Source organism: Microbulbifer maximicatervae (SeqCode), from assembly GCF_052467615.1.
In genome coordinates, this window is record NZ_CP174319.1 from 2,225,745 (window position 1) to 2,248,927 (window position 23,183).

Here is a 23,183-nt window from a genome sequence, read left to right on the forward strand (position 1 = left end):
AGGCTGACAGAGTAACACACCCTCCCCAGCTGCAGGCCGGCACGAAGCTGCACCCCTAGCTAAATCCTGCCAATCATTGCCATTATTTCCCTGGCTCCTCCACTCAAGTGGGATAAACTATAAATACACAATTGATACACCATATCATTTTGATTCAATCAAATCTGAGCAAAATGTGAATTACGACGACAGCAAGAAAGAAATCTGCGATAAACAGTTTTGCTGCTAAAAAGAACATCGCCGAATAATCTACTTGCGCCAGGCAGTGGTCAATACGCCTCACCAAGGTTCCCTCCAGCTGTCAGAACTCCCGATGAATTCGGTCTTCAAGCTTGATTCACCCCAATGTTGGAGGTTGCCTAGGCCGACCATTCTCAATATGATATGTTATATCATAGCTTGTATTGGGAGGTGGGTAGTGCGAGTGAGGAATTTAGGTATTGCAGCGCCCGCCACAGCAGAGAGCAAAGCAATTAAAGCCTCTAAAAATAGAGTTTATTAGACGAAGTTACTTAATTGGAGATTAGCTTGAGCCTGACCGACTTTACAGAAAGAAGCCATGAGACACTTATCACACAAACTCCAAGTGCTGAACTGGCTCCGAAAGAGGAAGGACTGTCAGAGGCAGACCTGCCAAATACCCGTCGGGCCGTATCTGCAGATAATGGAGAAGTTTTAGCAGATATTTTCCGAGCTGATATCAATATGGCCATCTGGCAACGGGAACTGCCCAGTAGCATAGCCAGTGATTGCCGCACCCTCTTAAATAGTGGTGTACACCCCAACCGCAGGATTCTATTACCCACCTCCAAGATCGAGCGCCTCGGTGAAGCATTGCCAGAGCTTGCTCCCTACCCGCACTTGTGTGCTGATATCCAGCTACTGGCAGATATGTTCAGTTACCTATTTGAGCTAAGTGGAGTCGGTATTCGTTTAACAACCCTGAACGGTGCAATGTGCCCCAAGTTTCATGTAGATCGGGTGCCCTGCCGATTGATTACGACATATTTAGGTACGGGTACAGAGTGGCTGGCACCAGACTCTATTGACCCAAATACGCTCGACTTAAAGGCTAACCAGGAATTCCCTCCAACTTCCATCAATCACCTGGCATGCGGCTCGGTTGCCCTTCTCAAAGGCGAACTCTGGGAGGGCAATGAAGGGGCCGGTCTCATCCACCGCTCGCCGAGTGTCGAGCCCGGCCAACTGCGACTGCTACTCACTTTCGATTTCGGGTCCGCCGACGAGTGAGGAGCGCTTACTGGGACGTAAAACTCTTATTAGGAATAACCCATGAAATTTACCGCGAACCTTTTCGCACTGATGACTCTTTCAAACTTAGCACATGGAATTTCCGGACAGGTATTAGATACTTCTGGAGAGCCCATCTATGGCGCCAGTATTGAAGTCGCGGGAAGTCGACTACAGACCCAAACAGATGCCCAGGGCCGATTTTCACTTGAGGTGAATACTTCGCAACTCCGCGAAATCCACATCAATGCCCCAGGGCACAGCCACAAAACGATAGTTTTACAAGCCGGTCAGGATGAGCCCCTCAAGGTTACCCTGCAACACACCGTTATCGAACAAATCGATGTAACAGCCACACCATTACATGCCTCTACTATTGAGTCGGCACAACCTGTAACCGTAGTCGCTGGCGAAGAGCTACGTCGAAAACAAGCCTCCACTCTGGGAGAAACCCTCAAAAATGAAGTGGGAGTTCATTCCAGCTACTTTGGACCAGTAGCCAGTAGTCCAATCATCCGGGGGCTCAACGGCCCCCGGGTCCTGATTACCCAAAATGGACTCGATAGCGCTGATGCCTCCCGGGTTGGCCCAGACCATATCGTCGCCACAGAGACAATTACCGCAGAGCAGATAGAAATCCTGCGAGGCCCCGCCACCCTGTTTTATGGGTCCGGAGCCATTGGTGGTGTCGTCAATGTGGTAGACGAGAGAATACCCACCTCTAGTGAAAACAGGACTGCTTATTCGCTGGGAAGCAATACTGTTGCAAATGAACGCGAAGCCTCACTGGCCCATACCGGCGGTAATGACCAGCTGGCATACCACGTGGACAGTTTCTGGCGCAAAGGTGATGACTATGAAATCCCCTCCTCAAATAATCATGACGAACATTCCAGTGGGGTCTTAGAGAACAGCGATTCAAAAAGCAACGGGTTCAACATTGGTGGAAACTGGTTTTTAGATAATGGATCTATCGGCCTTGCCTATGGACGCCTGGAGCGAGTTAATGGTATTCCCGGGCACGGTCATTCGCACGCTGAAGAACATGAGGAACACGAGGAAGATGAGTCAGAGCATCATGACGAGCATGAAGAAGAGTTAGAAGTAGTCTCTGACTTGAAACAGGACCGCTGGCAATTGGCTAGCGAACTGTCACTGGATAACCCATGGTTGAGCGGCCTGGATGCCAGAATTGGCTACACAGACTACGAACATTCTGAGATCGAAAACAACGCTATCGGTACGACATTCAGTAATCAAACACTGCAAGCACGGGTCAACCTGCTGCTGCAAGATATGGCCGGCTGGCGTGGTGCAATAACCCTGGAAAGCAAAACCACCGATTTTGAAGCAATAGGCGAAGAGGCGTTCACTCCGCCGAGCACAACGGAAAGCTCAGCGATTGGGCTAATACAGGAAAAGCACACGGGAGAGTTCCTATGGCAGTTAGGAGCCCGAATCGAAAGAGTCACTATCGAAGCCACCGATGATGACTGGGAGGGGGGAAATCTCGATAAGTTAGCTTTCACACCCTATAGTTTTTCTGCCGGCTTGGTCTGGGACATTGCCGCTAATTACAATGCCGGCATCTCTTTTACCCACGCCCAACGAGCACCCAGTGCCGCTGAACTTTTTTCTTATGGTCCCCATATTGGCACCAGCACCTTCGAAGTCGGCGCACTATTTAGACTGGATGACACAGAAGAGCCCTATTTTTACTACGAGAACAATGTTGAGGAAGAGGTTTCCAACAACATTGACCTCAGTTTTCGCCGGCATTCCGGAAATATCGGCTGGGTGCTGAATCTATTCTACAACCAGGTTGATAATTTCTACTACGAGCGAAATACGGGCTACACCAGCGAAGATATTGAAGAGCATGGTCACGATGAGGAAGAAGAGAGTCACGATCATGGCGAATTACCCGTTTATGTCTTCGATCAAGCTGATTCGACACTCTACGGGCTAGAAGCTGAATTTGCCTGGCAAATATCCAAGCCAATCACATTAACACTGTGGGGAGACACTGTTCGTGGAAAGTTAGATGACGGAGGTAACCTGCCTCGTATTCCACCTGCACGATTGGGCAGTATGTTGAGTTATAGCTCCAATGGATGGGATGCAGGAATTGAGATTACGCACGCGTTTGAGCAAAACAAAGTATCAGAACTGGAAACCAGCACTGCTGCTTACACACTTTTGAATACTGAGCTTGCATACACTTTTCAAGGAAGCCAACACGACCTCACCGTTTACCTGAAGGCTAACAATCTAACTGACGAGTTAGCTTACGTGCATTCATCCTTCCTAAAGGAACTTGCTCCACTGCCGGGGCGGAACTTTAGTGTTGGATTGCGAGGCATGTTTTAGTCAGGGAAAGGCTTTAGTCAATCAATCAAACCACCAGCAGTAATCATTGCCGGTGGTTTTTCCATTTTATAAATTGCCCTCAATAAGAACTTAGATAAATCCCTGCGTTTTCACAAGAACTTCCCTTAGGGCCCGTAGGCACCAAGAAAATAATTAGGAGTTATTATGACCCAGCCAGTAGTACCAGAGAATTTCAACGCTTGGCTACATTGCATTACGGTAGAGTGCGGCATCGAACTAACACCAGAATTTGTTGATGAGCGCATCAATGCACTGCAGGACAACAAGAATTACCACACCCGTAATTTTATTCTCTTATACGGGCAAGAACACCACCAGAAAGTACTCAGCTGGTTTAAATAAGTACGTGAAGGAATATAACCCCGGAGACAACCAAAAACCACCAAAACCAAAGGACACAATAGCCTCGACTGGCATTATGTGACTCCAGATTAATAGTTTTATAAGGAAATCCAAACACCCTACCCATCGATGCGGATAATTTAAGAAAGATTTACATCTAGCTATTACTCCAACCTAAAACAACCATAGCGACCTCAACTCAACTGCCTTTACAAGCAACATGAAGCCGTTAATAACATCCAGAAATTGATACCAGAGATCACAGTTACTCAAACTAAAGATCTGAAACGGAAATTACGAAAATGAAACCCCTGATACCAAGTAGGGTTTTACGACTTGCCGCCCACAAAACGCGGCCATTTAATCAAAAAATATAAAATAAAGAGTCGCATCTAGAGATTGCCATTAGCCGACTAAAACACAGCATTACAAATAGCACTTTTTTCTAACAGTTAGGTCCGCCATTCATTTATCATGGCTTCAATGCGATTCATTTGGTGCATTAACATTTAGAAAACAACTTCTAAGCATAAAAATAAGGAACAAAAATGCCACTAATGACCTTAATCCCTGAGGGGCAAACACCAGGTAGAAGAACGCGTCTGTTAGCTGAGGCGATGGGAAATGCGAAACCCGCTTTCATGAACGGCACTCTGACAGGACCAGAGCTTTCCCTTTATACAAAACTAAGTAGTTTGCAATGCTGGGACGCTGCGCTCTACTGTGCCTGGAGCGCCAAGGGTGTAAACTGCCCAAGTGTAACCATGGACAACAAAAACTATAATGTTACTGGTAACAATAACTACAATAGAATTTTTGGAGCCACCCCCAGAACCCGATCAGTTAATACTCTGCACGATTTAATGACCTTGCCGGAGGGCTGCTTCGTTGGTTTTCTATCAAATTTAGGAGTTATGAGACATGTAATGATTCATACCTCAAATGGTCATGGAGCAGGCAATAAAAGTGACTGTGTTTTTACTGATGGAAATATAGGCGGTTGGGAGCTACTAGATATGGCTCATTTTTTTGGTAAAGATAGTAATCATAACGGCAATTCCCATACAACCATGATATATATGCCGGTAACGGGGCAAGTAATTTAACTTTTCTCAAGAGTGACGTATAGCCTATTGAGCTATTCTGCTTTTGACTGCATCAGTTCAGATTTGATCTGACAGTTACCGGTTTTCAAAAGGTCTTCTGTCAGGTCAACCCTGAACGATCAACTACAGAATTAGATACTATCTGACAAGTTTCCAGCTCATAAAGTGAACCCTACCTTACTCTCACCGGGCTTTAAGGTGTAGCTTTGAGTTCCCCTGCCATTATTGACATTCAATGTGTTCACCTGGTCCCGCTCTATCTCCATCAGCATTGATTGTTTAACGTTCAATTTTTTACTGGAAATATCTACCATTGGCACTTCCTGATATATCCAAATGTCATGAACGTCGGCTTCCATACCTACCCAATTAAGCTTCACCACCTCACCATTTTCTTGGCTAATCTGAAATCTTGAATTGACATAGCTCTCCATCTGTCTTTGTGCTTCATTCAACTCTTTACTGGCACTTATTGATAAGGCCTTTTCAATGTCAGCAACAAAAAAACGATGGGAAACCTCCAGCGTTTGAGTACGCTCGTTTACGGAGAGGTTGGTCAAACCAAAATGATAGCGATGTGCGCTTGCCTGGAATGAAAATACCGAGGTTGTGACTATCACTAAAAAGGAAAGTAAAACTTTCATCAATTACTACCACTACACAATGAATGTTTCAGATGGATATTTTTAGTAAAAAGGACAAAAGTGCAGCTCTCCAGGCCGACCGCCTGCGTGCTGCACTTTTTCCAAGGCCTAATCTTTCTCTTTAAGCTCCTCATCCCAATCTTTCATCAAGTTACGCTGCTTTTCATCCTTAAATAGTTCCAGGCGTGACTTGATAATTCGACGTGGATAGAAGTTGTTCTCCACATTGACATCCGCTGTTTCCCAATGGGGATCGAGCACTACAGACTTAAGCACCTTGCTCTTATCCCTCACCAGCATTTTGGAGGTCTTCTTGGCATTGCGAGTCCAGATTTCAGCGGGGATACGCAAATCCTCAACACTCCCATCTTCATATTCCAGCCGCAGGAACAGTGGCATCACCAAGCCACCAATATTGCTAAAGTCCAGCACGTAGACATTACTCTCAACCTTGAGCATGTCTTTTTCCCAGTCCTCTAGATTTTCTAGTTTACTTTGGTAGCTATTGCGATCCGCATTAGAAACGTCAAACTCATCGTGAGTATTATAGAAGTCTTCCAACTCCGGCTTAGCATCGACGATTCGAGTCAACTTTTTCGCACGATTTTCAATAACAGTGATAGTCTCGGGTTCCAGTTTATGCTGGGCGCGCTTCCAAGGCCCCTCCACTTCAGGATTTTGTGTACCAACGGTGTAATGATGTACGGCATCAAGGCTGATATCGACATTATCAGTGGTGTAGAACCAGCCACGCCAGAACCAATCAAGATCCATACCTGATGCATCTTCCATAGTGCGGAAAAAGTCCGCAGGCATAGGGCGTTTGAACTTCCAACGCTGGGCATATTCCCGGAAAGCAAAATCGAACAACTCACGCCCCATAATGGATTCACGCAGGATATTCAGTGCAGCTGCAGGCTTACCGTAGGCATTGTTACCAAGCTGAAGCACAGACTCCGAGTTCGTCATGATCGGAACCTGGTTTTCACTCTTCATATACTCGACAATTTTCCGTGCATCGCCACGGCGGGATGGGTACTTCTCTTCCCATTCCTGTTCAGCCAAGAACTGTACGAAGGTATTCAGGCCCTCATCCATCCAGGTCCACTGACGCTCATCAGAGTTGATGATCATAGGGTAATAATTGTGCCCCACCTCATGAATGATCACAGAGATAAGCCCATACTTGGTGCGGCGAGAGTAAGTACGCTTGCTGCGGTCCTCCTCATCAATTTCAGGGCGCGGACCATTGAAGGTGATCATGGGGTATTCCATTCCCCCCACAGGGCCATTGACGGAAATAGAGACCGGATAGGGATAGTCAAAACTGTAGCGGTTATAAATATCTATTGTATGAATAATGGACACTGTTGAGTACTTGTCCCACAGTGGAGTGCCCTCTTCCGGGTAGAAGGACATAGCCATCGTATCGGTTCCACCCTTCTTGTAACCCTGTGCGTCCCACAGGAATTTACGTGACGAAGCCCAAGAAAAGTCACGTACATTCTCAGCTTCAAATACCCAGGTTTTACGCTTATTTGAACGACTTTTTTCGTTCTCCAGCGCTTCATCCTTAGTGACAATCATCACAGGCTTACTGGCTACTCGAGCCTTTCTCAAACGCTCGCGCTGCTTGGAGGTCAATACATCCTTGGGATTTTGAAGAACACCGGTTGCAGCAACGATATGATCCGCCGGCACCTCGATAGCAACACGATAATCCCCAAACTCCAGCGCAAATTCGCCGCGCCCCAAGAACTGCTTGTTTTGCCAGCCGCTAACATCGTTATATGCAGCCATACGAGGGAACCATTGGGCTATCTCGTATAAGTAGTTATCGTCGCGCTCAAAATATTCATAACCGGAACGCCCACCCAGTGCTTTCTGCTCAATAACCTTGTAAGCCCAGTCAATCTGGAAACTCACGCTGGAACCTGAGACCAGAGGCTGGGGCAAGTCAATTCGCATGCCGGTATCGACAATAGTATGGCGAAGCTCCCTACCCCGAGTGTCAGCCACTTTAGTAATCTGGTATCCGCCTGGGAATTCACCGGATACTACTGCACGACGAAAACTCTTAAATGGAATGGTGTCCGGTTCAATAGCTTCCATATCAACCGGCGTCGCCAAATTACCAGAGGAATTTGGCTTGAAGCGATTTTGATCCAGTTGCACCCACAAGTAACGCAGGGTGTCCGGCGAATTATTGGTGTAAGTGATAGTCTCTGAAGCAGTGATCAGTTGCTTATCATCATCCAATGAAACCTTGATATCGTAATCCGCCTGCTGCTGCCAGTAGGCATGACCAGGGGCTCCCGAAGCTGTGCGATAGCTGTTAGGTGTCGGCAGTAGCTCCTCCAACTGGCGGAACTTATCACCGGTAACATTGAGGGGGTCTGCGGCAAAGCTGCCCGAGGTTCCGGACATAGCAAGCCATGCCACAGTTAAGCGGCCGAGTAATTTTATATTCATTGGTTTACTTCAGAGATTTACGTCAGATTAAAACTTTACGGAATACGGCCGCGAAAAAATGACCGAATTTATGCAAAAATTTCTAATAAGCCAGGCCAGATTTGAATGCCTGGCCATATAGCTATTTGGATTCGTAAAACACTTTTGTTTCGGTACCCTGGTTATCCGCCAGGGCAGCGATCCAGGAGCTCTCCATTGCATCCCAATCCAAACGCGCTTGGTTAATCGCCTCTACCCGGCTTTCCAATGTGTCATCCAGCTCTAAAACTGTAAGCACTTTGTCAGCCTTATTAAATCCAAATACACCTTGCTCGGTAATAAATACCCCCTTGATTCTCTCAGCGTCAGTGCCACTGAATAGTGAAAAGAGCGCATCATAATCAAATATAAATTCAGGGCTAAAACGCCAGCCACAGCTGTAGTAACCCTCTCCGCTATTCTCTGAGCGGAGATAGCCACACTCCGGCAATAGCTCAATCTCATCCGCCGCCTGAGTTACTGGGTGGTGGTGGTCACTCCCCGACGAGACCTGAAAACTGCAGGGCAGTTGGAGCCAATCCAATTCGATACGCCCCTGCTCCACCACTTGCAGCGGTTTTTCAGCGCCCTCACCTAAGAACGAGAGAAATCGCTGAAGGTTTTGCAAGTCTTCGGGGCCGTAGAGATCAGACTTATTAGCCACTACCAGATCAGCAACTTCTAATTGCTGCCGAAAAGTCTCACTGCGTAAGTAGCGGTCGTCTTCAATACAGCGAGCATCGACCAAAGTTAGCGTACCGCGAAGGTCCAACACACCGCCGCGCACTGCATCAGACAAAGCCGCCAGCACCTCTCTAGGGTGCCCCAGGCCCGTCGGCTCAATTATTAATCGATGGGGCCTGGCCTTAGCCAGTAACTGGTTTAAAGCGACCTGCATCGGCAAACCAGCAGCACAGCACATACAACCGCCAGGTACCTCTCGAATATAAATATTGCCTTCCTGTTCTGGTTCAAAAAGTGCGCCATCAACGCCCACTTCTCCAAACTCATTGACCAGAACAGCCCAGCGCTCATCAGCGGGCTTACTTTTCAGGAGATGCCGGATAGCCGTTGTCTTGCCGACGCCCAAAAAACCAGTGATAACGTTGGCAGGTACCCCGCGTATTAACTGACTAGCTGCCACTAAGCTGCATCCCGGCTGCACTCATCACAAACACAATCCAGCTCCAATTGGGATGTCTGGAGATGATATCCAGCACTTTCAACCGTATCCCGCAATGCATCAATGACTTCGGGCCTAATGCCAATTTCCCGCACTTTGCTGCAGCGATTGCAGATTAAAAACTGTGGAGTCTGGTGGCTGTGGTCACAGGCAATATGAGCACAGGCCAGGTACTTGTTTTCTGAATTGAGTTTGTGAACCAGGTTCTCTGCTGCCAGAAAGTCCAGCATTCGATAGACTGACATGGCGGGAATTGAGTCGCCAAAGTCACCATTGTAATGCTCCGCTATTTCATAGGCAGAGAGCGGAGTTTTTGACCGCAACAACACGGTAAGAACGTTCTTACGCTTTTCAGTCAGGCGGGCACCTGAACTGCGACAGGTTTGTTCCGCCACACTCAGGGTCTGTTTGATTTGGGATGCTTTCATAGCCTATTTCATTTGCAATTTGTTGTCTTTACCAGTGAGCAGTTCAGCCCCCTGACGACCGGAGCTGATCCATTGCACTGCAATCCCATGAATACCGGGAAACCTCTCAAACAGGGTAACAATGACACTGTTGAACTCTGCCAGATTATCACACTTGAATTGGTAACTAGCACGGAAACCACTGTGCACTGAGTTGTCACTGGTAACTTCTGCGCTATATGGCGCCTTAACTTCCACACTTAAGGGTTTGCACTGGGCACCGACAAACTCAAGAAAATGATCTGGCTTGGATAGCTCGTGAGCAACCTGCTCTAACCGCTGCTTTTGAACATCGCTACGTGGCGCATGCTCAAATCCCACCAGGTCGACTGTGGGCGACTCCAGCTCGACACTGATTCTGTCTGCTTCGGCCACCAGGTACATCATCGCCTTACCGTGAACATGGCTTCCCACCTCTGCGGCCACCGGGCCAGCCCAAAAAAACACAACGAACAATGCTCCTGCAAGCCTCATGATCTTCACCTATTCGACAAGAGCGCCCCGATAAATCAAGCGCTGATTTACCCAGTGGGCAACAATCAATAAGCCTGCACCAAGAACACTGGCAACTAGCTCCCATACCCCCTCGATATATAGCGCACCAACCAATAGCAATGCCCCGGAGAAACCAACAATCATTACCGCGTAGCGCTGATGGCGTCGGCAAGAGGCTGGGAAGCTGGCCAAGGCCAGAATTACCACGGGTACAAGCAACAGCAAATGGAGAAACTGGTCCTCTTGTAAAGCACCCAATATCCCCAAACCTCCCAATACCGGTAACAAAGGAGTCAAAAGACAGTGCAGCAAGCAAAGCCCAGAAGCCAAAATTCCTAAAGTATCTCTCACAACAATCCTTTTAATCTACGAGAACCCAAGACAACCACATACACTTCAGTCAACATGATGATATGTTATATCATCAATTTAATATTTCAAGTCAACGTGAGCTATGGAACAGGGGATTCATGGAATGCCAAAAATCAGTGAGCAAGAACTGCTGGGGATGCCCGCCTCAGACTATATGAACGAAAAACAACTATTCTTCTTCCAGCATCGTCTAATGGAATTGAAAAGCGACCTAATGGCAGAGGTTGAACAGGGACAGCAGGCTATTGCAACCACGAACCTTGCCTTAGCTGATGACCTGGACCGAGCGGCCGCAGAGCAGGAGAACCAGCAACACCTACGCTTTACCGGCCGCAAGCATCTACTTCTGCGCAAGATCCAGCGGGCATTAGAGAAGATTAAAGATGGCACTTACGGGTACTGTGAGATAAGTGGGGATCCGATCGGTTTGCAGCGACTGCTATTAAGGCCCACTGCAGAACTTTCTTTTGAAGAAAAAAGTCGCCAGGAAATGCTGGAACGCAACTACAGCAAGCAAAGGTAAGCACCATACTCGGCCTCACGCTTTGCTGTGACTAGATATAACACCGTAGCACCTTGAGGAATGGAGGTTTTCATGCTGCCTTAGAGGATAGCCGACAGCCCTCTCAACCAAAGAAGGGGTTTAGTGGTCACTTTAGTTATTCGGCAAAACCCTAGACTCCCAACATAAGTGGCACACGCTAGCCTAGAAGAAGTACAAGCCGGCTCAAGTAATTAGTACTCATCTTAGGCGTACGCTGGTTCGAAACACAATACCTCAGCAGACTCCTAAGCCCCCTTCGCAAAACAAGGGCAAAAGTTGGAAAAGCCCTAAATTATGAACGAAGTACCCCTCACAGCAGGTTTGCAGGCAGAAGAACTGGTTGCCTATATGGCACATATCAAAGGCAAGAGAAAAACGAATAATCCTGCGAGTAAATTACCGCAACCTCCTAAAGTCAAAAACCATGAAAACCAAAGTATCTCTAATTGAAGTACTCGCCATTACCTTAACATGCTTAGCTACTTCAGCCTGCTCCCAAAGGATCGCAAGCTTTATAGACAATGCTGAAGATTATTCTTTTAACAACAGAATAACTGCCGATCAAATTAAAGACTTAGACTTCAAAAAAGACAAATATTGCCCACTGCAAAAAAAGAACTGTATTAGCTATTACTATGGTCCACCTTTAACCGATAACAAACTTCAGTACTCCGTAAAGCATGGAGAAGGCGACAAAGAGAACAATGTTAAAATCGATTTAACCAGAAACTCTATGGAGCGGAGTTACGATGGTACCGTAATCTTATTGCATGGATTTCGCACCTCAAAAGATTTTATGATCAATTCAGCTTTATACTTCCGTTTTCTTGGGTTTCAGGTTGTTGTTCCAGATCTTCTCGGTCATGGTGATTCAGGTGGCAATAAAAAATACGGGGTGGATGACAGCAATTATATTAACCACCTCATTGACAATTTAATTAAAGAGGGCGTCATTAAAGATGAGGATATTTATATTCTGGGAAATTCGATGGGCGCACTAACGGCAGCCCATATCTCTTCCCAACGACAAGACATTAGCGGAATTATTCTTTCGGCTCCAATGCCATCATTTGATGAAGCTGTGTACAATTATGCAAAACGTGACCACCCACTACTTAGCAAAATTATCCCTGAAAAAGACTTTCGCAAGGGTGCAATTCTGGCTCTAGAGAAAGCCAAAATCAATCTGGATGACACGAAGATAACACCACTCCTAAAGTCCTCCAAGGTTCCAACACTACTAATACTCTCAGATTCAGACCAAATATCTCCTTATGTGGATTATGAAAACTTGAAAAAAGACAATGTAAAGTTAATTAAAATTATTGGCAGATATCACCCAAGCATGAATACAATAGGAGAAGTTGAACATAAAGAAATTATTAAATGGCTTAACAGCACTCAAAGTTAGTTACACAAAAAATTGAGAACAAATTCCTATTTTATCTTTGATGTCAGTTTAGTACTATTCCGTCGCCCCCCTTACAACCTTGCGCATCCCACGAGAGCTACCACCTGAAGTAGAAACCCCTTGTCAGACTTTCAAGTAGATTGATGCTCTATGAATTGCTCCACAAGCTTATGGTGAGCTTGACTAGATTGGAGCACCTCACTTGACTGCCGCCTGGATAAATGTATTTGTTTCCGCACACACCCTCTCTCTGTATATATTGAACATCTCAAATATACACAGAATCATCTACTTTACCTAAAAGGACCGCTCCAAAAACGCTGTTGACAACCAGCCACCGGAGAAGTAGTGGCTACTTTTCAAGTAACCACAGACATCGACATAATAACTCTATTAAGCATTGTACCAAGGTGGAACGATCCACTGACCAAAGTGCCAGTCGCGAGGTACAAATCTTCCATACCCTTGCCCCAATCGGTCGGGCTTATTATTGGTAGGGTTCATTGCCCAACCCTCTGCCAAAGTGACATGGACACCATGTATTCTACACATTGCGATAAATTCTCTAAAAGCCTGCAAAGTTTGAATAACCACTTCACTGCGAGCAGGAGTAAATGCAATAAGGGGTAAATCTATATCGTTCACATATGGGCGTGCGGCTTCATCACTGTGCCATAGTACATTTCTTCTGGGGAATGGCCCCCAATGCCCAGCTCCAGCTCCAGCTCTCGGGTTGCGAATGCCACCAATTGTGGAATTGAGTGTCTGGCTTACTTCATAAATCCGATTAGTTATATTACCCAGTTTAGTGCCTTGCCCCTGGGTAGTGAAATTTCTTTCCAATTGATTTTCGATATGCTGGCGCTGTGACCAAGCTTGAGCAGTGCCGAGAATACGGCGATCATCTCCATATCGATCAAACTTCTTTGCGCCCCGCTTAAATGGCCAGATAGCAAATAAGTCGTAATCCCCGGTAATGGCATTCAGAGGGTGCTCATTTCGAAAATGACGATGCTCCACTGGATTGGTCATCGCCAGTAGCGGCTCATACATGTCTTTGTACTTAGTGTCATACTGAACAACGATATTACCCCGCTCCTGGATAAAACCTGACTGTCTGCTCTTTTCCTTATCAACATAAACACCCCACATATCTCCCAAGCATGTGTTAACCCTGATAAGAGAATAGTGAAAAGTAATGCCACTGGGGTGGCTGGCTATACCTTCGTAACGATCTTGAGTTTTTCTTGTAACATTGATCTTTCCGTTCTGAATCAGCCAATCAACCCGTTCCTGATGTAAGCGAAGCGGTGTTGTTGATGCAGTCCATCCCGCGCCAGAGTTGTTATCAGTGAATGCCTCTTGATGCTGAGCGCGGTTATAGGCCGCTTTTCTCATCCCGTGTTTATTTAACCGGGGGTCTCGTAAAACAAAACCAGCCATCGGCCCCCAATCGCATGACTTCCCATGAATCCTAAAGCCCTTTGTATCATATCCCTGCTCAAGTAATTGAGTACACGTTGGCCCTGTTGCGCGAACGATGATAACGCAACGATGAGAAGCGGCCGTTGACTTAAATGCATCAGCATGAGTTACAGGGCAACCTATAAGGTTTTGGCGTAATGCAGCATTGTTAAATATAAGATCCATATATCAACTTCCTTTTTTTGGGGGGGGCTTACACTTGAGTCTAATTAAGTTAGACAAACATAAGTCACCGGATAAATTTGGGGAGCTTTGTGAAATCAATAAATTAATGGGCAAGAATCCTAAGAAATTATTCTGGTCTACCCTCAATACTGAAATTCTAACTTTCACTAATAAAGACGAAGGGTTAAAACTCCATAGCCACCTTTTTAAACCTGTATCTTTTTATAAACCAATATCCGTGAACTTAAACTGAACCAGACTTGCGAGCTGTAAAAACTTAAGCATTTCGATTTCCCGACTCTTTCTATGCCCTATCCTGTATGTACAAATACACGGCCAAAGCATCATTATCTATTACCCCAAATGAGCTCTAAGCCCCAATAGCCCCTCAGTTTAAAAGTTACATAGATTCCACTTTCTCGGCTTTAGAATTTGGTCAGACATTTTTAGATTTTGGTCTTTTAAATTTAGACATGTAGAGAAAAGACGCGCGTGGATTGCTCGGCTCAGGAAGCCTAAAAACCCGTAGCCACCGGCAGCTTATACCTAGAGAGCCTCTGCCCGGTAATTCTTCTCACTGCAAAAGCAGATGCCATTACGTAACATTAAAGGTTGCATGAACGCCTTCACTCATGTAACTTTTAATGTTTCTAGAGGTTGGATTTGCAAAATTAGTCTCTGACGCTTTACGTTACCAAAGGTGCTGCAAATGACTGACAATTTAGAGATATATAACTTTTCCTGGGCGCTCTATCCGCGCAGGATACATATCTACCTTTCCGAGAAAGGGTTGGATATCAAATCAAGGGAATATGACCCCAAAGTCGAGAAGAAATGGCCCCCGCCGGAGGTACTGGAACTGAACCCCTATGGCAAACTTCCAATCCTTAAAATAGATAATGAAAATTCAATTACAGAATCCCTCGCGATCATTCACTATCTAGAGAAAGTATTCCCAAACCCAAGCATGATCGGGGAAAATGCGATCGACTATGCCAACGTTATTAGGTTAACCACCATGGCAGATGAAGCCAACACAATTTTGGCAATCTGGAACCATAACATCAGCCCGGTATTTCAGGAGCGAGAACTACAGTTTAAAGATGCCGGATATAGTGGAGCCTACTATTTCATTAAACGACTGGATGTATTAGAGACCGCTATCAATGAAAGTCACGAATTTATTTACGGGAACTCTCCCACTATTGCCGACTGTGTCACATTTCCTTTGATCATGTTCCTGGATGAATTTTATGATGTAAGGCTGCCCCGTCGTTTCAAGAAGCTCAATGCCTGGTATAAAAGGTTTAAAACGAGAGATAGCATTACTCAGCAAAACTATGTCGATCAATACCCAGATTCGCTATTAGAGCTTTCCAGAGGGCTGGAAAAACAAGGGGGATTTTTCTTGGAAGACATTTGCAACAAATTAGAAAAAGATTTATTGAATTAGCCTTACATACCCTCTGAATTCTATAGATAACACTCAAAGCTTACCGATATAGATCAGAATAAAGTTGTAGCCCAAGTGAGGAAGTCTAATTTTCTCTAGCTTCCTCATTATTTAATCAACCAGTTTATCGCCCCCAGATCGGAGGATTTCCGATTTTTTCAATGAGAAAATCAATAAATACTCGCACTTTGGATGTTAGAACATTGGATTTGGGGTAAACGAGCCAAATTGCCGATTGGTCACTTATATGATATCCAGGGAGTACTCTCACCAAGGAACCCTCATTAAGTTCGGCTTTAATATTCCAAAAAGAACTCATACAAATCCCTACCCCGAATTTCGCAGCTATACGCATACTGGCGCCATCATCACAAATCACTCGGGGTTTACTGTTAGAGGGGGGGAATTCATAAGTGCTCCGATCACTCATTGATATCAGTTTTCTTGGCTTTGAATTAATAAAGGCCAACAGCTGATGCGCAACAAGGTCTTGTGGTTTTTCAGGAATGCCGTATTTATCCAAATAACTGGGAGAAGCGCATAGAACTCGTTTATCATCCGCCAGCTTCCTACCAATTAAACTGCTGTCTTCAACCGCATAATTGCGCAGTGCCAAATCAAAGCCGCCCTCGATAAGGCTGACTTGTGTGTCTGAGAGCTTCAGCTCTATGTTGACTCCAGGATACCTTTCCAGGAATTCAGGCAGGATAGGCGCGATAAAGCGCTGAACGAAAGTGCTCGATGCCGCAAACCTGAGCGTTCCGCTCACGGAGGAATTTCCACGCCCCAGCGCAGCAAAAGCCGCATCCTCTTGTGCGATGATCTCCCGAGCAAAAGGCAGGAACTCCTCCCCCTCTATCGACAGAGAGACCTTGCGGGTAGATCGATGAAATAGGTCCGCCCCCAAATGAACTTCGAGCTTGGACAAGCGGGCACTGGCAACAGAGGGAGCCAATCCAAGTCTCCGCCCCGCAGAGCTTATATTCAGCATCTCCGCAGCCAGTACGAATAGCCGAACCCCATTTGTATCCACGTATTATCTCCAAAAACCGAATTCTGACTCCATTTATACGCCGTTTATACACTAATTCCAATGATTTAGTCTTGAATCATAGATCGAGCCAGCACTGATTGGCGACTGGCCTAGGCTTTGTGGGAGATAAAAGATGCATGTACGAGTGTTTATGAACGGCGGCGCAAAAAATGGCCAGGTCCAAGCCGCTGATAGTGATCTAGTTAGCACCTTTGGCCGCCAAGCCTCTCCTAACCGAGAAGCATAGGAGCTACCTCAGTGCACTCTCAACACCAAGCTCAAGGTGGCTCTTTTGCTAGTATCAATGCCGGTTACAACGCTGTATTTAGGCCAGGTAAGCTCTCGGTGGGACTTGTGGTGCCCATAGAGAATTACGCATCGAACCCAGTTCCAACGATGCTTGATCATGTTGAACGAGTCCAACTTGCGGAAGAATTGGGATTTAGCGCGATTTGGCTTAGAGATGTCCCCTTCAATGTGCCTTCTTTTGGCGATGCGGGTCAAACTTTTGACCCATTCGTCTACCTTGGGCTGCTCTCAGGCCAGACATCGAAAATTACCCTCGGTGTAGCCAGCATCATTTTGCCCTTACGCCACCCAGTGCATATCGCAAAAGCTGCAGCCTCTGTTGATCAAATCTCAGGCGGACGCCTAATTCTTGGGGTCGCCAGTGGGGATCGCCCGGAAGAATATCCTGCGATGAATGTTTCATATCAGGAGCGAGGCAAACTGTTCAGGGAGAGCTACGAATATATTCGTCGTGCAGCAGAACCCTACCCTCAATTTCAGAGCTCACTGGGGTCGATTTCCGGCGATCTGGACATATTGCCCAAGCCGAGAGAAATAAGCCTGCCTTTACTGATAACAGGCTCGTCTCAGCAATCCTCAGGCTGGCTAGTTGACAACGGAGATGGCTGGATCATCTATCCTCGCTCACATGCCGCACAAGAGCAATTTATTAGCCAGTTGCAAAATAACTCGGCTATTAACAAGCCGGTTATGGAGCCTCTCTATATTGATATAAGCGATACCCCGGATGCTTTACCGCACCCCATACACTTGGGATACCGACTGGGCATTAATCAATTATGCAAATATCTAAAGTCACGAGAAGAGATCGGTGTTAACCACGTTGCCCTGAACCTCCGATTTAACCAGGCAAATATTGAAGAAACTCTTAAAGCAATTTCGGAAGTCATTCTCCCACGTTTTAGTGTAAAGGAATAACAAATGCAGAAGACTATTTTATTGACAGGCGGTACAGATGGCATCGGCTTGGAGACTGCAAAATTACTGGCAGCAAAGGGGCAAACTTTGCTCTTACATGGTCGCAGTGATGCAAAACTAGCGAATGCGAAAGAAGTGATAAAGCAAAACTCTCCGGAAGTTCATATAGATACATTCCGAGCAGATTTATCCAATTTATCAGATGTATTAGCACTGGCCTCAATGGTAAAAGTTCAATATTCAAATATTGATGTTCTTATCAATAATGCCGGCGTATTTAAAGTACAGAACCCAATAACCGACACGGGTTACGATGTTCGTTTTATCGTAAATGCTATTGCCCCCTACTTGTTAACGACACAGCTATTGCCGCTGTTTAGCGCCAATGGCCGCATTATTAATCTATCCTCTGCAGCGCAAGCAACTGTAAACATCGAAGCGCTCAAAGGTCACCAACAACTATCCGACAGTGACGCTTATGCTCAAAGTAAGCTGGCTCTCACCATGTGGTCCTTCCAGCTAGCCCAATCACTTGGTAACAAGGCCCCGCAATTTATCGCAATCAATCCCGCCTCATTTCTGGGTAGCAAAATGGTGAAAGATGCCTACGGAACTCAAGGGAAAGACTTAAGTATCGGCGCCAACATATTGGTACGGGCGGCACTCGATGATGAGTTCTCAAACGCTAGCGGTAAATACTTTGACAATGACATAGGCAATTGGTCCCAGCCACACCCAGACGCGCTTGATGTGAAAAAGAGAAAGGTACTTATTGAAGAAATTGAGAACACTCTCGACAAACTCGGCATTAAAAATACCTAAGACATTAACGTATTCAATTAAAAGGAGTTCACCATGAAATATGAAGGTTTTACCACATTCACGGCGAAGCAAGATGACGGAATCCTAACTGTGACATTTGACTTTGGTCCCGTGAATGTCCAAGGGCAAGAAATGCTGGCCGACTTAAACAGCCTGGCAATGCGCCTGGAACGGGATCGAGAAACCAAAGTCGTTGTGTTTCAGTCGGCAAATCCGGAAGTTTGGGTATGTCATTACGATACTGAGTTACTGAAAGATATGTCTGACGAAGCTGTATCTCGCGAAGAAGCCCAACTATTGGATTTACAGGCTATCTGTGAACGCATCAGTAAGGTGCCCCAAGCAACGATCGCCAAACTAGAAGGCTTCGCTAGAGGTGGTGGCCATGAACTGGCCTTGGCACTCGATATGCGTTTCGCAGCCCGAGGAAAATATAAATTCATGCAAATGGAAGTGGGTATGGGAATCCTCCCCTGTGGGGGAGGCGCATCAAGGATGGCTCGGCAGACAGGACTGGGTAAAGCGCTGGAGATTATTCTCAGCGCCCGTGATTTCGATGCTGACGAAGCGGAAAGCCTCGGCACAATCAACAAAGCACTAGAGCCAGATGAAATTGGCGAGTATGTCGATAGCCTAGCGAAGAGAATCGCTCAATTTCCTGCAGAATCAATCAATGCTTGTAAGCAGGCGGTCTATGAGTCCATCGATAAACCTATCGGTGAAGCGCTAAAAGCGGAGGCCTATTGGCTGTATCAAGCAACCAGTAAAACACCTGCGCTAAAACGCTTCTCTATCGCAGATGAACAAGGGTTGGAACACGATATTGAAAATCAGCGGAACTGGAACCAACTGGTTATGGATGTACAAAAAATAAACTAGCAGTAGCAATTGGGCATTCGATGATTTACAGACTGCGATGCCCTACTTACTTCGAACACTTAGACAAAACTCTACAGAAAGTACACTTTTTGGGAATCAAAATGAGAGCAATGATTGTAAATACCTTTGGCGGCCCAGACGTATTTGAAGCTGCTGAAGTACCCAAGCCGACCACCAAAGCTGGCCATGTGCGGATTAAAATATCAGCAACCAGCGTCAATACCGTAGATACCATGATTCGCCAAATGGGACCTGCATTACCCCTTTCACCGAAAGCCCCGGCGATATTGGGTATGGATTTCGCTGGTGTTGTTGAAGAGATTGGCGAAGGTGTAACCGATTATCAAGTGGGCGATGAAGTCTATGGCTGCGCAGGTGGACTGGCTGACTTGCCGGGAACATTAGCCGAATATATTTTTGCAGACGCGAACTTAATTGCCCTGAAACCCGAGAACCTGACCATGCGGGAAGCAGCAGCTTTGCCCTTAGTAGGCATAACCGCCTACGAAGGGTTACAGCGTGCGGGGGTTAAGCCTGGACAAAGTGTTCTTGTTCACGGTGGCTCGGGCGGTGTGGGTCATATAGCTGTACAGCTGGCTCGTCACTTTGGTGCTGATGTTTACTCAACAGGCTCCGGAGATCCTCAACTGGCAATGATTAAAAAACTGGGGGCAACGCCGATTAACTACCGGACTGAATCAGTTGAGTCTTATGTACTGAAGTACACCAACGGAGCAGGCTTCGATATAGTATTCGACTCAGTCGGTGGTGCAAATATAACGAACTCTTTTGAGGCAGCAAAACTCAACGGCCAAGTAGCTACTACCGTTTCCATGGTAGAACTTGACCTGACGCCTGCTCACTTTAAAGGCTTGTCTTTGCATGTCATTTTTATGTTAATTCCAATGCTACACAATTATCATCGTGAGGAACACGGACATATTTTAAAAGCACTAAAAGCCATTACTGAAGCAGGCGATCTCAAACCTGTGCTTGATGAAAGTTCCTATAGTTTGCCTGATATTGGCAAGGCCCATGAACGGCTGGCAAGTGGGCAAGCTATGGGGAAAGTTGTTGTGGATATCGAACCCTAAGTCTGACTAATAGAGATTTCAACTCGCAAATCTCCATTATTGATGGGAATATCGCTAAAAATGTAGATGTTCAGGCCTGATTTGATAGCCTTCGGTTACTCAGAAAACTTCATTTTAGGTCTGAACTGTTTCAACCAGCTCACATTAATTTATCAACATATTTTTTAAAATAGACATCTTATTTGAAGAACAATTTCTCCACTCAAATTTGTAAGGCGGCTTTAATCCCTTATAGTTGTAAATGTATTAAAAATATACCAACCTTAAAAAGAGTCCCAAAATCTACCAGCAATTGGTCCCAAAGAGCGTTCTCTATTACGAATAATACATAGATCAAAACTGCTAAATGCTTCAATCCCCTCAACACTAATGGGTACAAGTAAACCTCGCTCCAGCTCACTCTTTATGAAATGTTTTGGTATCCGACCCCAACCAAGTCCAGCAAGGGTCAGCTCTTTTTTTGTATGGTAGTCATTAACAAACCATCTGCGTCCAACTTCCAGCAAGTTGATATTTCCCTTATTTTCTGAGCGGCCCGTATCCCTCACGACAATTTGGGGTAGTTGTGCCGCTTCCAATTGTGAAATCTCATAGCCAGGAAAAATGTCAGGAGCCGCAACATTAACTAATTCAACCTGCCCTATTTCCTTCCACTCATGTTTACTCTCAACACCGAATAAAGTAGCAAATGCCAGATCAGCTTCATTGTCATCTATACGCTCCATTACGCCCGACAGTAGTTCAGTGCTAATACTGAAATCCGTATTGGGAAATGACAAAACTATAGGCTTGATCTGTTTTAACAAGGGTGATAGCTCAACAATACCGCTGATGACCACGGTAAACTTGGGCTCTATTCCCGCTCCAAGCTGGTGCCCCATTACAGAGAGCTGTTCAAGGCTTTGCATAACTCGCTTAGTCTGCTGGTAAAAAGCCTTTCCCTGCTTTGTGAGGTTCGGTCTATAACTATCTCTATCAAATAAAGGAAAGCCAAATTCCTCCTCAAGCTTCTTAACCGCATTACTAATCGTCGGCTGGGTTTTGAAAATCGCCTTGGCCGCACCGCGAAAGCTTCCCTGCTCCACTACGGCAATAAACATCTTGAGTTGCTCTTGGGTCATACTAGAACCTGATTCATAAAACTTATCATCTTGATCTATATATACCATTATTATTTTATCGTCAACATGGCTAATCTGCACCCGATCGAAACAAGCAGAGCCAATAGATATGACTAAGAAACAAGACAATACAAGCCTTTTTTCCCACGGAAAGCTTGGATCTATGGAAACTAGTAACCGTATCATCATGGCCGCCTTGACACGTGCAAGGATAGGTCGAGATGGTGTACCAACAAGCGTCAACGCCAAGTATTACGCTCAACGGGCCAGCGCAGCGATGATCATCACAGAGGCTACCGCGATTTCACCACAAGGGCTCGGATGGGTGGACACCCCTGGCATTTTTACGGAAGAACAAATCGAGGGCTGGCGAGAGGTTACCGATGCTGTACATCGCCGTGGTGGGAAGATTTTTATCCAACTTTGGCACATGGGCAGAGAAGTACACCCCGACCTTATCGGAGGTGAAGCGCCTGTTGCGCCCTCGCCAATAGCTGCGGAAGGAGAAGCACATACTTATGAGGGAAAGAAGCCCTATGCAGTTCCACGAGCATTAACATGTGATGAGATTCAAGGCATTATCTCAGATTACAAACAAGCAGCTAAGAATGCGCTAAAAGCCGGCTTTGATGGAGTTGAACTCCACGCCGCAGGACCCTACCTACCCGCGCAATTTCTTCACGATAGTAGCAACCATCGTACTGATGCCTATGGCGGCAGCGTAGAAAACAGAGCTCGCTTTATCTTTGAAGTAATATCCGCGCTGAGTGAAGTGTGGGGATCAAATAGAGTTGGAATCAAGCTATCTCCGGAAATTAGCTTGACGGACAGCAGTGCTCAAGAAACCTATTTATATGTTGTTAACCAGCTGAATAGGTACAACCTAGCTTATATGCAAATGATGGAGCGAGCCTGGGATAGAGATGAGCAACCAGCCATTGATCACATCCAGCTACGCGATGCATATAACGGCCGCTACGTTGCCAATGGTATGTATGATCTGGAGTCCGCAAAAAACGCTATTGCTAAAGGATCAGCCGACTACGTTTCCTTTGGGCGTTTATTTATATCCAACCCGGACCTTGTAGAACGCCTGGCAACTAATGGGCCCTATAACGAAGAAGATATGTCCTCATTTTTTGCGGGTGATGAGCGAGGGTATGTAGATTACCCATCTCTAGCTGAAGAAAGTGCTTAATTGATAGACC

The 23,183-nt window shown here is 45.9% G+C and carries 22 protein-coding genes; 13 read left to right on the forward strand and 9 right to left on the reverse strand.

Annotation, left to right across the window (positions count from 1 at the left end; translation table 11 throughout):
- Positions 1-528: 528 nt before the first annotated feature.
- The 4 genes from ACJJIM_RS09955 (at position 529) to ACJJIM_RS09970 (ending at position 5,090) form a co-directional block, all read left to right on the forward strand.
- Positions 529-1,251, forward strand: a complete 723-nt coding sequence (locus ACJJIM_RS09955; protein WP_444913166.1) for a DUF1826 domain-containing protein — start codon at positions 529-531, stop codon at positions 1,249-1,251.
- A gap of 42 nt (positions 1,252-1,293) precedes the next feature.
- Positions 1,294-3,621, forward strand: coding sequence for a TonB-dependent receptor (locus tag ACJJIM_RS09960; protein WP_444913167.1), 2,328 nt, complete (start codon positions 1,294-1,296; stop codon positions 3,619-3,621).
- 165 nt (positions 3,622-3,786) lie between these two features.
- Positions 3,787-3,984, forward strand: a complete 198-nt coding sequence (locus ACJJIM_RS09965; RefSeq protein ID WP_444913168.1) for a hypothetical protein — start codon at positions 3,787-3,789, stop codon at positions 3,982-3,984.
- 548 nt (positions 3,985-4,532) lie between these two features.
- Positions 4,533-5,090 carry a hypothetical protein gene (locus ACJJIM_RS09970; RefSeq protein WP_444913169.1) on the forward strand — a complete coding sequence of 186 codons (558 nt, stop codon included), beginning with the start codon at positions 4,533-4,535 and terminating at the stop codon, positions 5,088-5,090.
- A 158-nt stretch (positions 5,091-5,248) separates the two neighbouring features.
- Here ACJJIM_RS09970 and ACJJIM_RS09975 read toward each other — a convergent pair whose 3' ends face one another.
- The 6 genes from ACJJIM_RS09975 to ACJJIM_RS10000 form a co-directional block, all read right to left on the reverse strand.
- The gene (locus ACJJIM_RS09975; RefSeq protein WP_444913170.1) at positions 5,249-5,734 is read right to left on the reverse strand and encodes a DUF6702 family protein; all 486 of its coding nucleotides are present in this window, start codon (positions 5,732-5,734) and stop codon (positions 5,249-5,251) included.
- A gap of 108 nt (positions 5,735-5,842) precedes the next feature.
- Positions 5,843-8,206, reverse strand: coding sequence for a M1 family metallopeptidase (locus ACJJIM_RS09980; protein WP_444913171.1), 2,364 nt, complete (start codon positions 8,204-8,206; stop codon positions 5,843-5,845).
- 121 nt (positions 8,207-8,327) lie between these two features.
- Complete coding sequence (locus tag ACJJIM_RS09985) at positions 8,328-9,368, reverse strand: CobW family GTP-binding protein (protein WP_444913172.1); 1,041 nt, start codon at positions 9,366-9,368, stop codon at positions 8,328-8,330.
- Positions 9,368-9,835 (reverse strand): Fur family transcriptional regulator, encoded by a 468-nt coding sequence (locus tag ACJJIM_RS09990; protein WP_282933007.1) that lies wholly within the window; start codon positions 9,833-9,835, stop codon positions 9,368-9,370. Before ACJJIM_RS09990 ends, ACJJIM_RS09985 begins: the two co-directional genes overlap by 1 nt.
- A gap of 3 nt (positions 9,836-9,838) precedes the next feature.
- On the reverse strand, positions 9,839-10,348 hold the full coding sequence (locus tag ACJJIM_RS09995) for a ZrgA family zinc uptake protein (RefSeq protein WP_444913173.1): 510 nt from the start codon (positions 10,346-10,348) through the stop codon (positions 9,839-9,841).
- Positions 10,349-10,357: 9 nt separating this feature from the next.
- Positions 10,358-10,720 carry a MerC family mercury resistance protein gene (locus tag ACJJIM_RS10000; protein ID WP_413662162.1) on the reverse strand — a complete coding sequence of 121 codons (363 nt, stop codon included), beginning with the start codon at positions 10,718-10,720 and terminating at the stop codon, positions 10,358-10,360.
- A gap of 124 nt (positions 10,721-10,844) precedes the next feature.
- On the opposite strand from ACJJIM_RS10000, the gene ACJJIM_RS10005 reads away from it, so the two are divergent.
- The 3 genes from ACJJIM_RS10005 to ACJJIM_RS10015 all read left to right on the forward strand — a co-directional run bounded on the left by ACJJIM_RS10005 (position 10,845) and on the right by ACJJIM_RS10015 (position 12,696).
- Positions 10,845-11,264 carry a TraR/DksA family transcriptional regulator gene (locus ACJJIM_RS10005; protein WP_444913174.1) on the forward strand — a complete coding sequence of 140 codons (420 nt, stop codon included), beginning with the start codon at positions 10,845-10,847 and terminating at the stop codon, positions 11,262-11,264.
- A gap of 315 nt (positions 11,265-11,579) precedes the next feature.
- On the forward strand, positions 11,580-11,735 hold the full coding sequence (locus ACJJIM_RS10010) for a hypothetical protein (RefSeq protein ID WP_282933011.1): 156 nt from the start codon (positions 11,580-11,582) through the stop codon (positions 11,733-11,735).
- Positions 11,710-12,696, forward strand: coding sequence for an alpha/beta hydrolase (locus tag ACJJIM_RS10015; protein ID WP_444913175.1), 987 nt, complete (start codon positions 11,710-11,712; stop codon positions 12,694-12,696). The genes ACJJIM_RS10010 and ACJJIM_RS10015 overlap by 26 nt, the downstream gene beginning before the upstream one ends.
- A 393-nt stretch (positions 12,697-13,089) precedes the next feature.
- Here ACJJIM_RS10015 and ACJJIM_RS10020 read toward each other — a convergent pair whose 3' ends face one another.
- Positions 13,090-14,346 carry an anthrax toxin-like adenylyl cyclase domain-containing protein gene (locus ACJJIM_RS10020; protein ID WP_444913176.1) on the reverse strand — a complete coding sequence of 419 codons (1,257 nt, stop codon included), beginning with the start codon at positions 14,344-14,346 and terminating at the stop codon, positions 13,090-13,092.
- Positions 14,347-15,055: 709 nt separating this feature from the next.
- Here ACJJIM_RS10020 and ACJJIM_RS10025 point away from each other — a divergent pair.
- On the forward strand, positions 15,056-15,799 hold the full coding sequence (locus ACJJIM_RS10025) for a glutathione S-transferase family protein (RefSeq protein WP_444908139.1): 744 nt from the start codon (positions 15,056-15,058) through the stop codon (positions 15,797-15,799).
- 124 nt (positions 15,800-15,923) lie between these two features.
- On the opposite strand, the gene ACJJIM_RS10030 is transcribed toward ACJJIM_RS10025, so the two are convergent.
- The gene (locus ACJJIM_RS10030) at positions 15,924-16,832 is read right to left on the reverse strand and encodes a LysR family transcriptional regulator (RefSeq protein ID WP_444908138.1); all 909 of its coding nucleotides are present in this window, start codon (positions 16,830-16,832) and stop codon (positions 15,924-15,926) included.
- A gap of 258 nt (positions 16,833-17,090) precedes the next feature.
- Here ACJJIM_RS10030 and ACJJIM_RS10035 point away from each other — a divergent pair, with 258 nt between their 5' ends.
- The 4 genes from ACJJIM_RS10035 to ACJJIM_RS10050 all read left to right on the forward strand — a co-directional run bounded on the left by ACJJIM_RS10035 (position 17,091) and on the right by ACJJIM_RS10050 (position 20,854).
- Positions 17,091-18,059, forward strand: a complete 969-nt coding sequence (locus ACJJIM_RS10035; protein ID WP_444913177.1) for an LLM class oxidoreductase — start codon at positions 17,091-17,093, stop codon at positions 18,057-18,059.
- A 3-nt stretch (positions 18,060-18,062) separates the two neighbouring features.
- Positions 18,063-18,881: an SDR family NAD(P)-dependent oxidoreductase gene (locus tag ACJJIM_RS10040; RefSeq protein ID WP_444913178.1), complete on the forward strand. Its 819-nt coding sequence runs from the start codon at positions 18,063-18,065 to the stop codon at positions 18,879-18,881.
- A gap of 33 nt (positions 18,882-18,914) precedes the next feature.
- The gene (locus ACJJIM_RS10045) at positions 18,915-19,760 is read left to right on the forward strand and encodes an enoyl-CoA hydratase/isomerase family protein (protein WP_444913179.1); all 846 of its coding nucleotides are present in this window, start codon (positions 18,915-18,917) and stop codon (positions 19,758-19,760) included.
- A 101-nt stretch (positions 19,761-19,861) separates the two neighbouring features.
- Positions 19,862-20,854, forward strand: coding sequence for a zinc-dependent alcohol dehydrogenase family protein (locus ACJJIM_RS10050; protein ID WP_444913180.1), 993 nt, complete (start codon positions 19,862-19,864; stop codon positions 20,852-20,854).
- A gap of 263 nt (positions 20,855-21,117) precedes the next feature.
- On the opposite strand, the gene ACJJIM_RS10055 is transcribed toward ACJJIM_RS10050, so the two are convergent.
- Positions 21,118-22,164, reverse strand: a complete 1,047-nt coding sequence (locus ACJJIM_RS10055; RefSeq protein WP_444913181.1) for a LysR family transcriptional regulator — start codon at positions 22,162-22,164, stop codon at positions 21,118-21,120.
- Between ACJJIM_RS10055 and ACJJIM_RS10060 the strand changes: the two genes are divergently transcribed.
- Positions 22,139-23,173: an alkene reductase gene (locus tag ACJJIM_RS10060; RefSeq protein WP_444913182.1), complete on the forward strand. Its 1,035-nt coding sequence runs from the start codon at positions 22,139-22,141 to the stop codon at positions 23,171-23,173. The two genes, ACJJIM_RS10055 and ACJJIM_RS10060, sit on opposite strands and share 26 nt — an antisense overlap.
- Positions 23,174-23,183 lie beyond the last annotated feature (10 nt).

Excerpts from the sequence above, each read along its gene's own strand:
- ACJJIM_RS09960 (WP_444913167.1), top strand. The coding sequence starts at position 1,294 with ATGAAATTTACCGCGAACCTTTTCGCACTGATGACTCTTTCAAACTTA.
- ACJJIM_RS09965 (WP_444913168.1), top strand. The coding sequence starts at position 3,787 with ATGACCCAGCCAGTAGTACCAGAGAATTTCAACGCTTGGCTACATTGC.
- ACJJIM_RS09970 (WP_444913169.1), top strand. The coding sequence starts at position 4,533 with ATGCCACTAATGACCTTAATCCCTGAGGGGCAAACACCAGGTAGAAGA.
- ACJJIM_RS09975 (WP_444913170.1), bottom strand. The coding sequence starts at position 5,734 with ATGAAAGTTTTACTTTCCTTTTTAGTGATAGTCACAACCTCGGTATTT.
- ACJJIM_RS09980 (WP_444913171.1), bottom strand. The coding sequence starts at position 8,206 with ATGAATATAAAATTACTCGGCCGCTTAACTGTGGCATGGCTTGCTATG.
- ACJJIM_RS09990 (WP_282933007.1), bottom strand. The coding sequence starts at position 9,835 with ATGAAAGCATCCCAAATCAAACAGACCCTGAGTGTGGCGGAACAAACC.
- ACJJIM_RS09995 (WP_444913173.1), bottom strand. The coding sequence starts at position 10,348 with ATGAGGCTTGCAGGAGCATTGTTCGTTGTGTTTTTTTGGGCTGGCCCG.
- ACJJIM_RS10005 (WP_444913174.1), top strand. The coding sequence starts at position 10,845 with ATGCCAAAAATCAGTGAGCAAGAACTGCTGGGGATGCCCGCCTCAGAC.
- ACJJIM_RS10010 (WP_282933011.1), top strand. The coding sequence starts at position 11,580 with ATGAACGAAGTACCCCTCACAGCAGGTTTGCAGGCAGAAGAACTGGTT.
- ACJJIM_RS10015 (WP_444913175.1), top strand. The coding sequence starts at position 11,710 with ATGAAAACCAAAGTATCTCTAATTGAAGTACTCGCCATTACCTTAACA.
- ACJJIM_RS10020 (WP_444913176.1), bottom strand. The coding sequence starts at position 14,346 with ATGGATCTTATATTTAACAATGCTGCATTACGCCAAAACCTTATAGGT.
- ACJJIM_RS10025 (WP_444908139.1), top strand. The coding sequence starts at position 15,056 with ATGACTGACAATTTAGAGATATATAACTTTTCCTGGGCGCTCTATCCG.
- ACJJIM_RS10040 (WP_444913178.1), top strand. The coding sequence starts at position 18,063 with ATGCAGAAGACTATTTTATTGACAGGCGGTACAGATGGCATCGGCTTG.
- ACJJIM_RS10045 (WP_444913179.1), top strand. The coding sequence starts at position 18,915 with ATGAAATATGAAGGTTTTACCACATTCACGGCGAAGCAAGATGACGGA.
- ACJJIM_RS10050 (WP_444913180.1), top strand. The coding sequence starts at position 19,862 with ATGAGAGCAATGATTGTAAATACCTTTGGCGGCCCAGACGTATTTGAA.
- ACJJIM_RS10060 (WP_444913182.1), top strand. The coding sequence starts at position 22,139 with ATGGAAACTAGTAACCGTATCATCATGGCCGCCTTGACACGTGCAAGG.
- ACJJIM_RS10055 (WP_444913181.1), bottom strand. The coding sequence starts at position 22,164 with ATGATGATACGGTTACTAGTTTCCATAGATCCAAGCTTTCCGTGGGAA.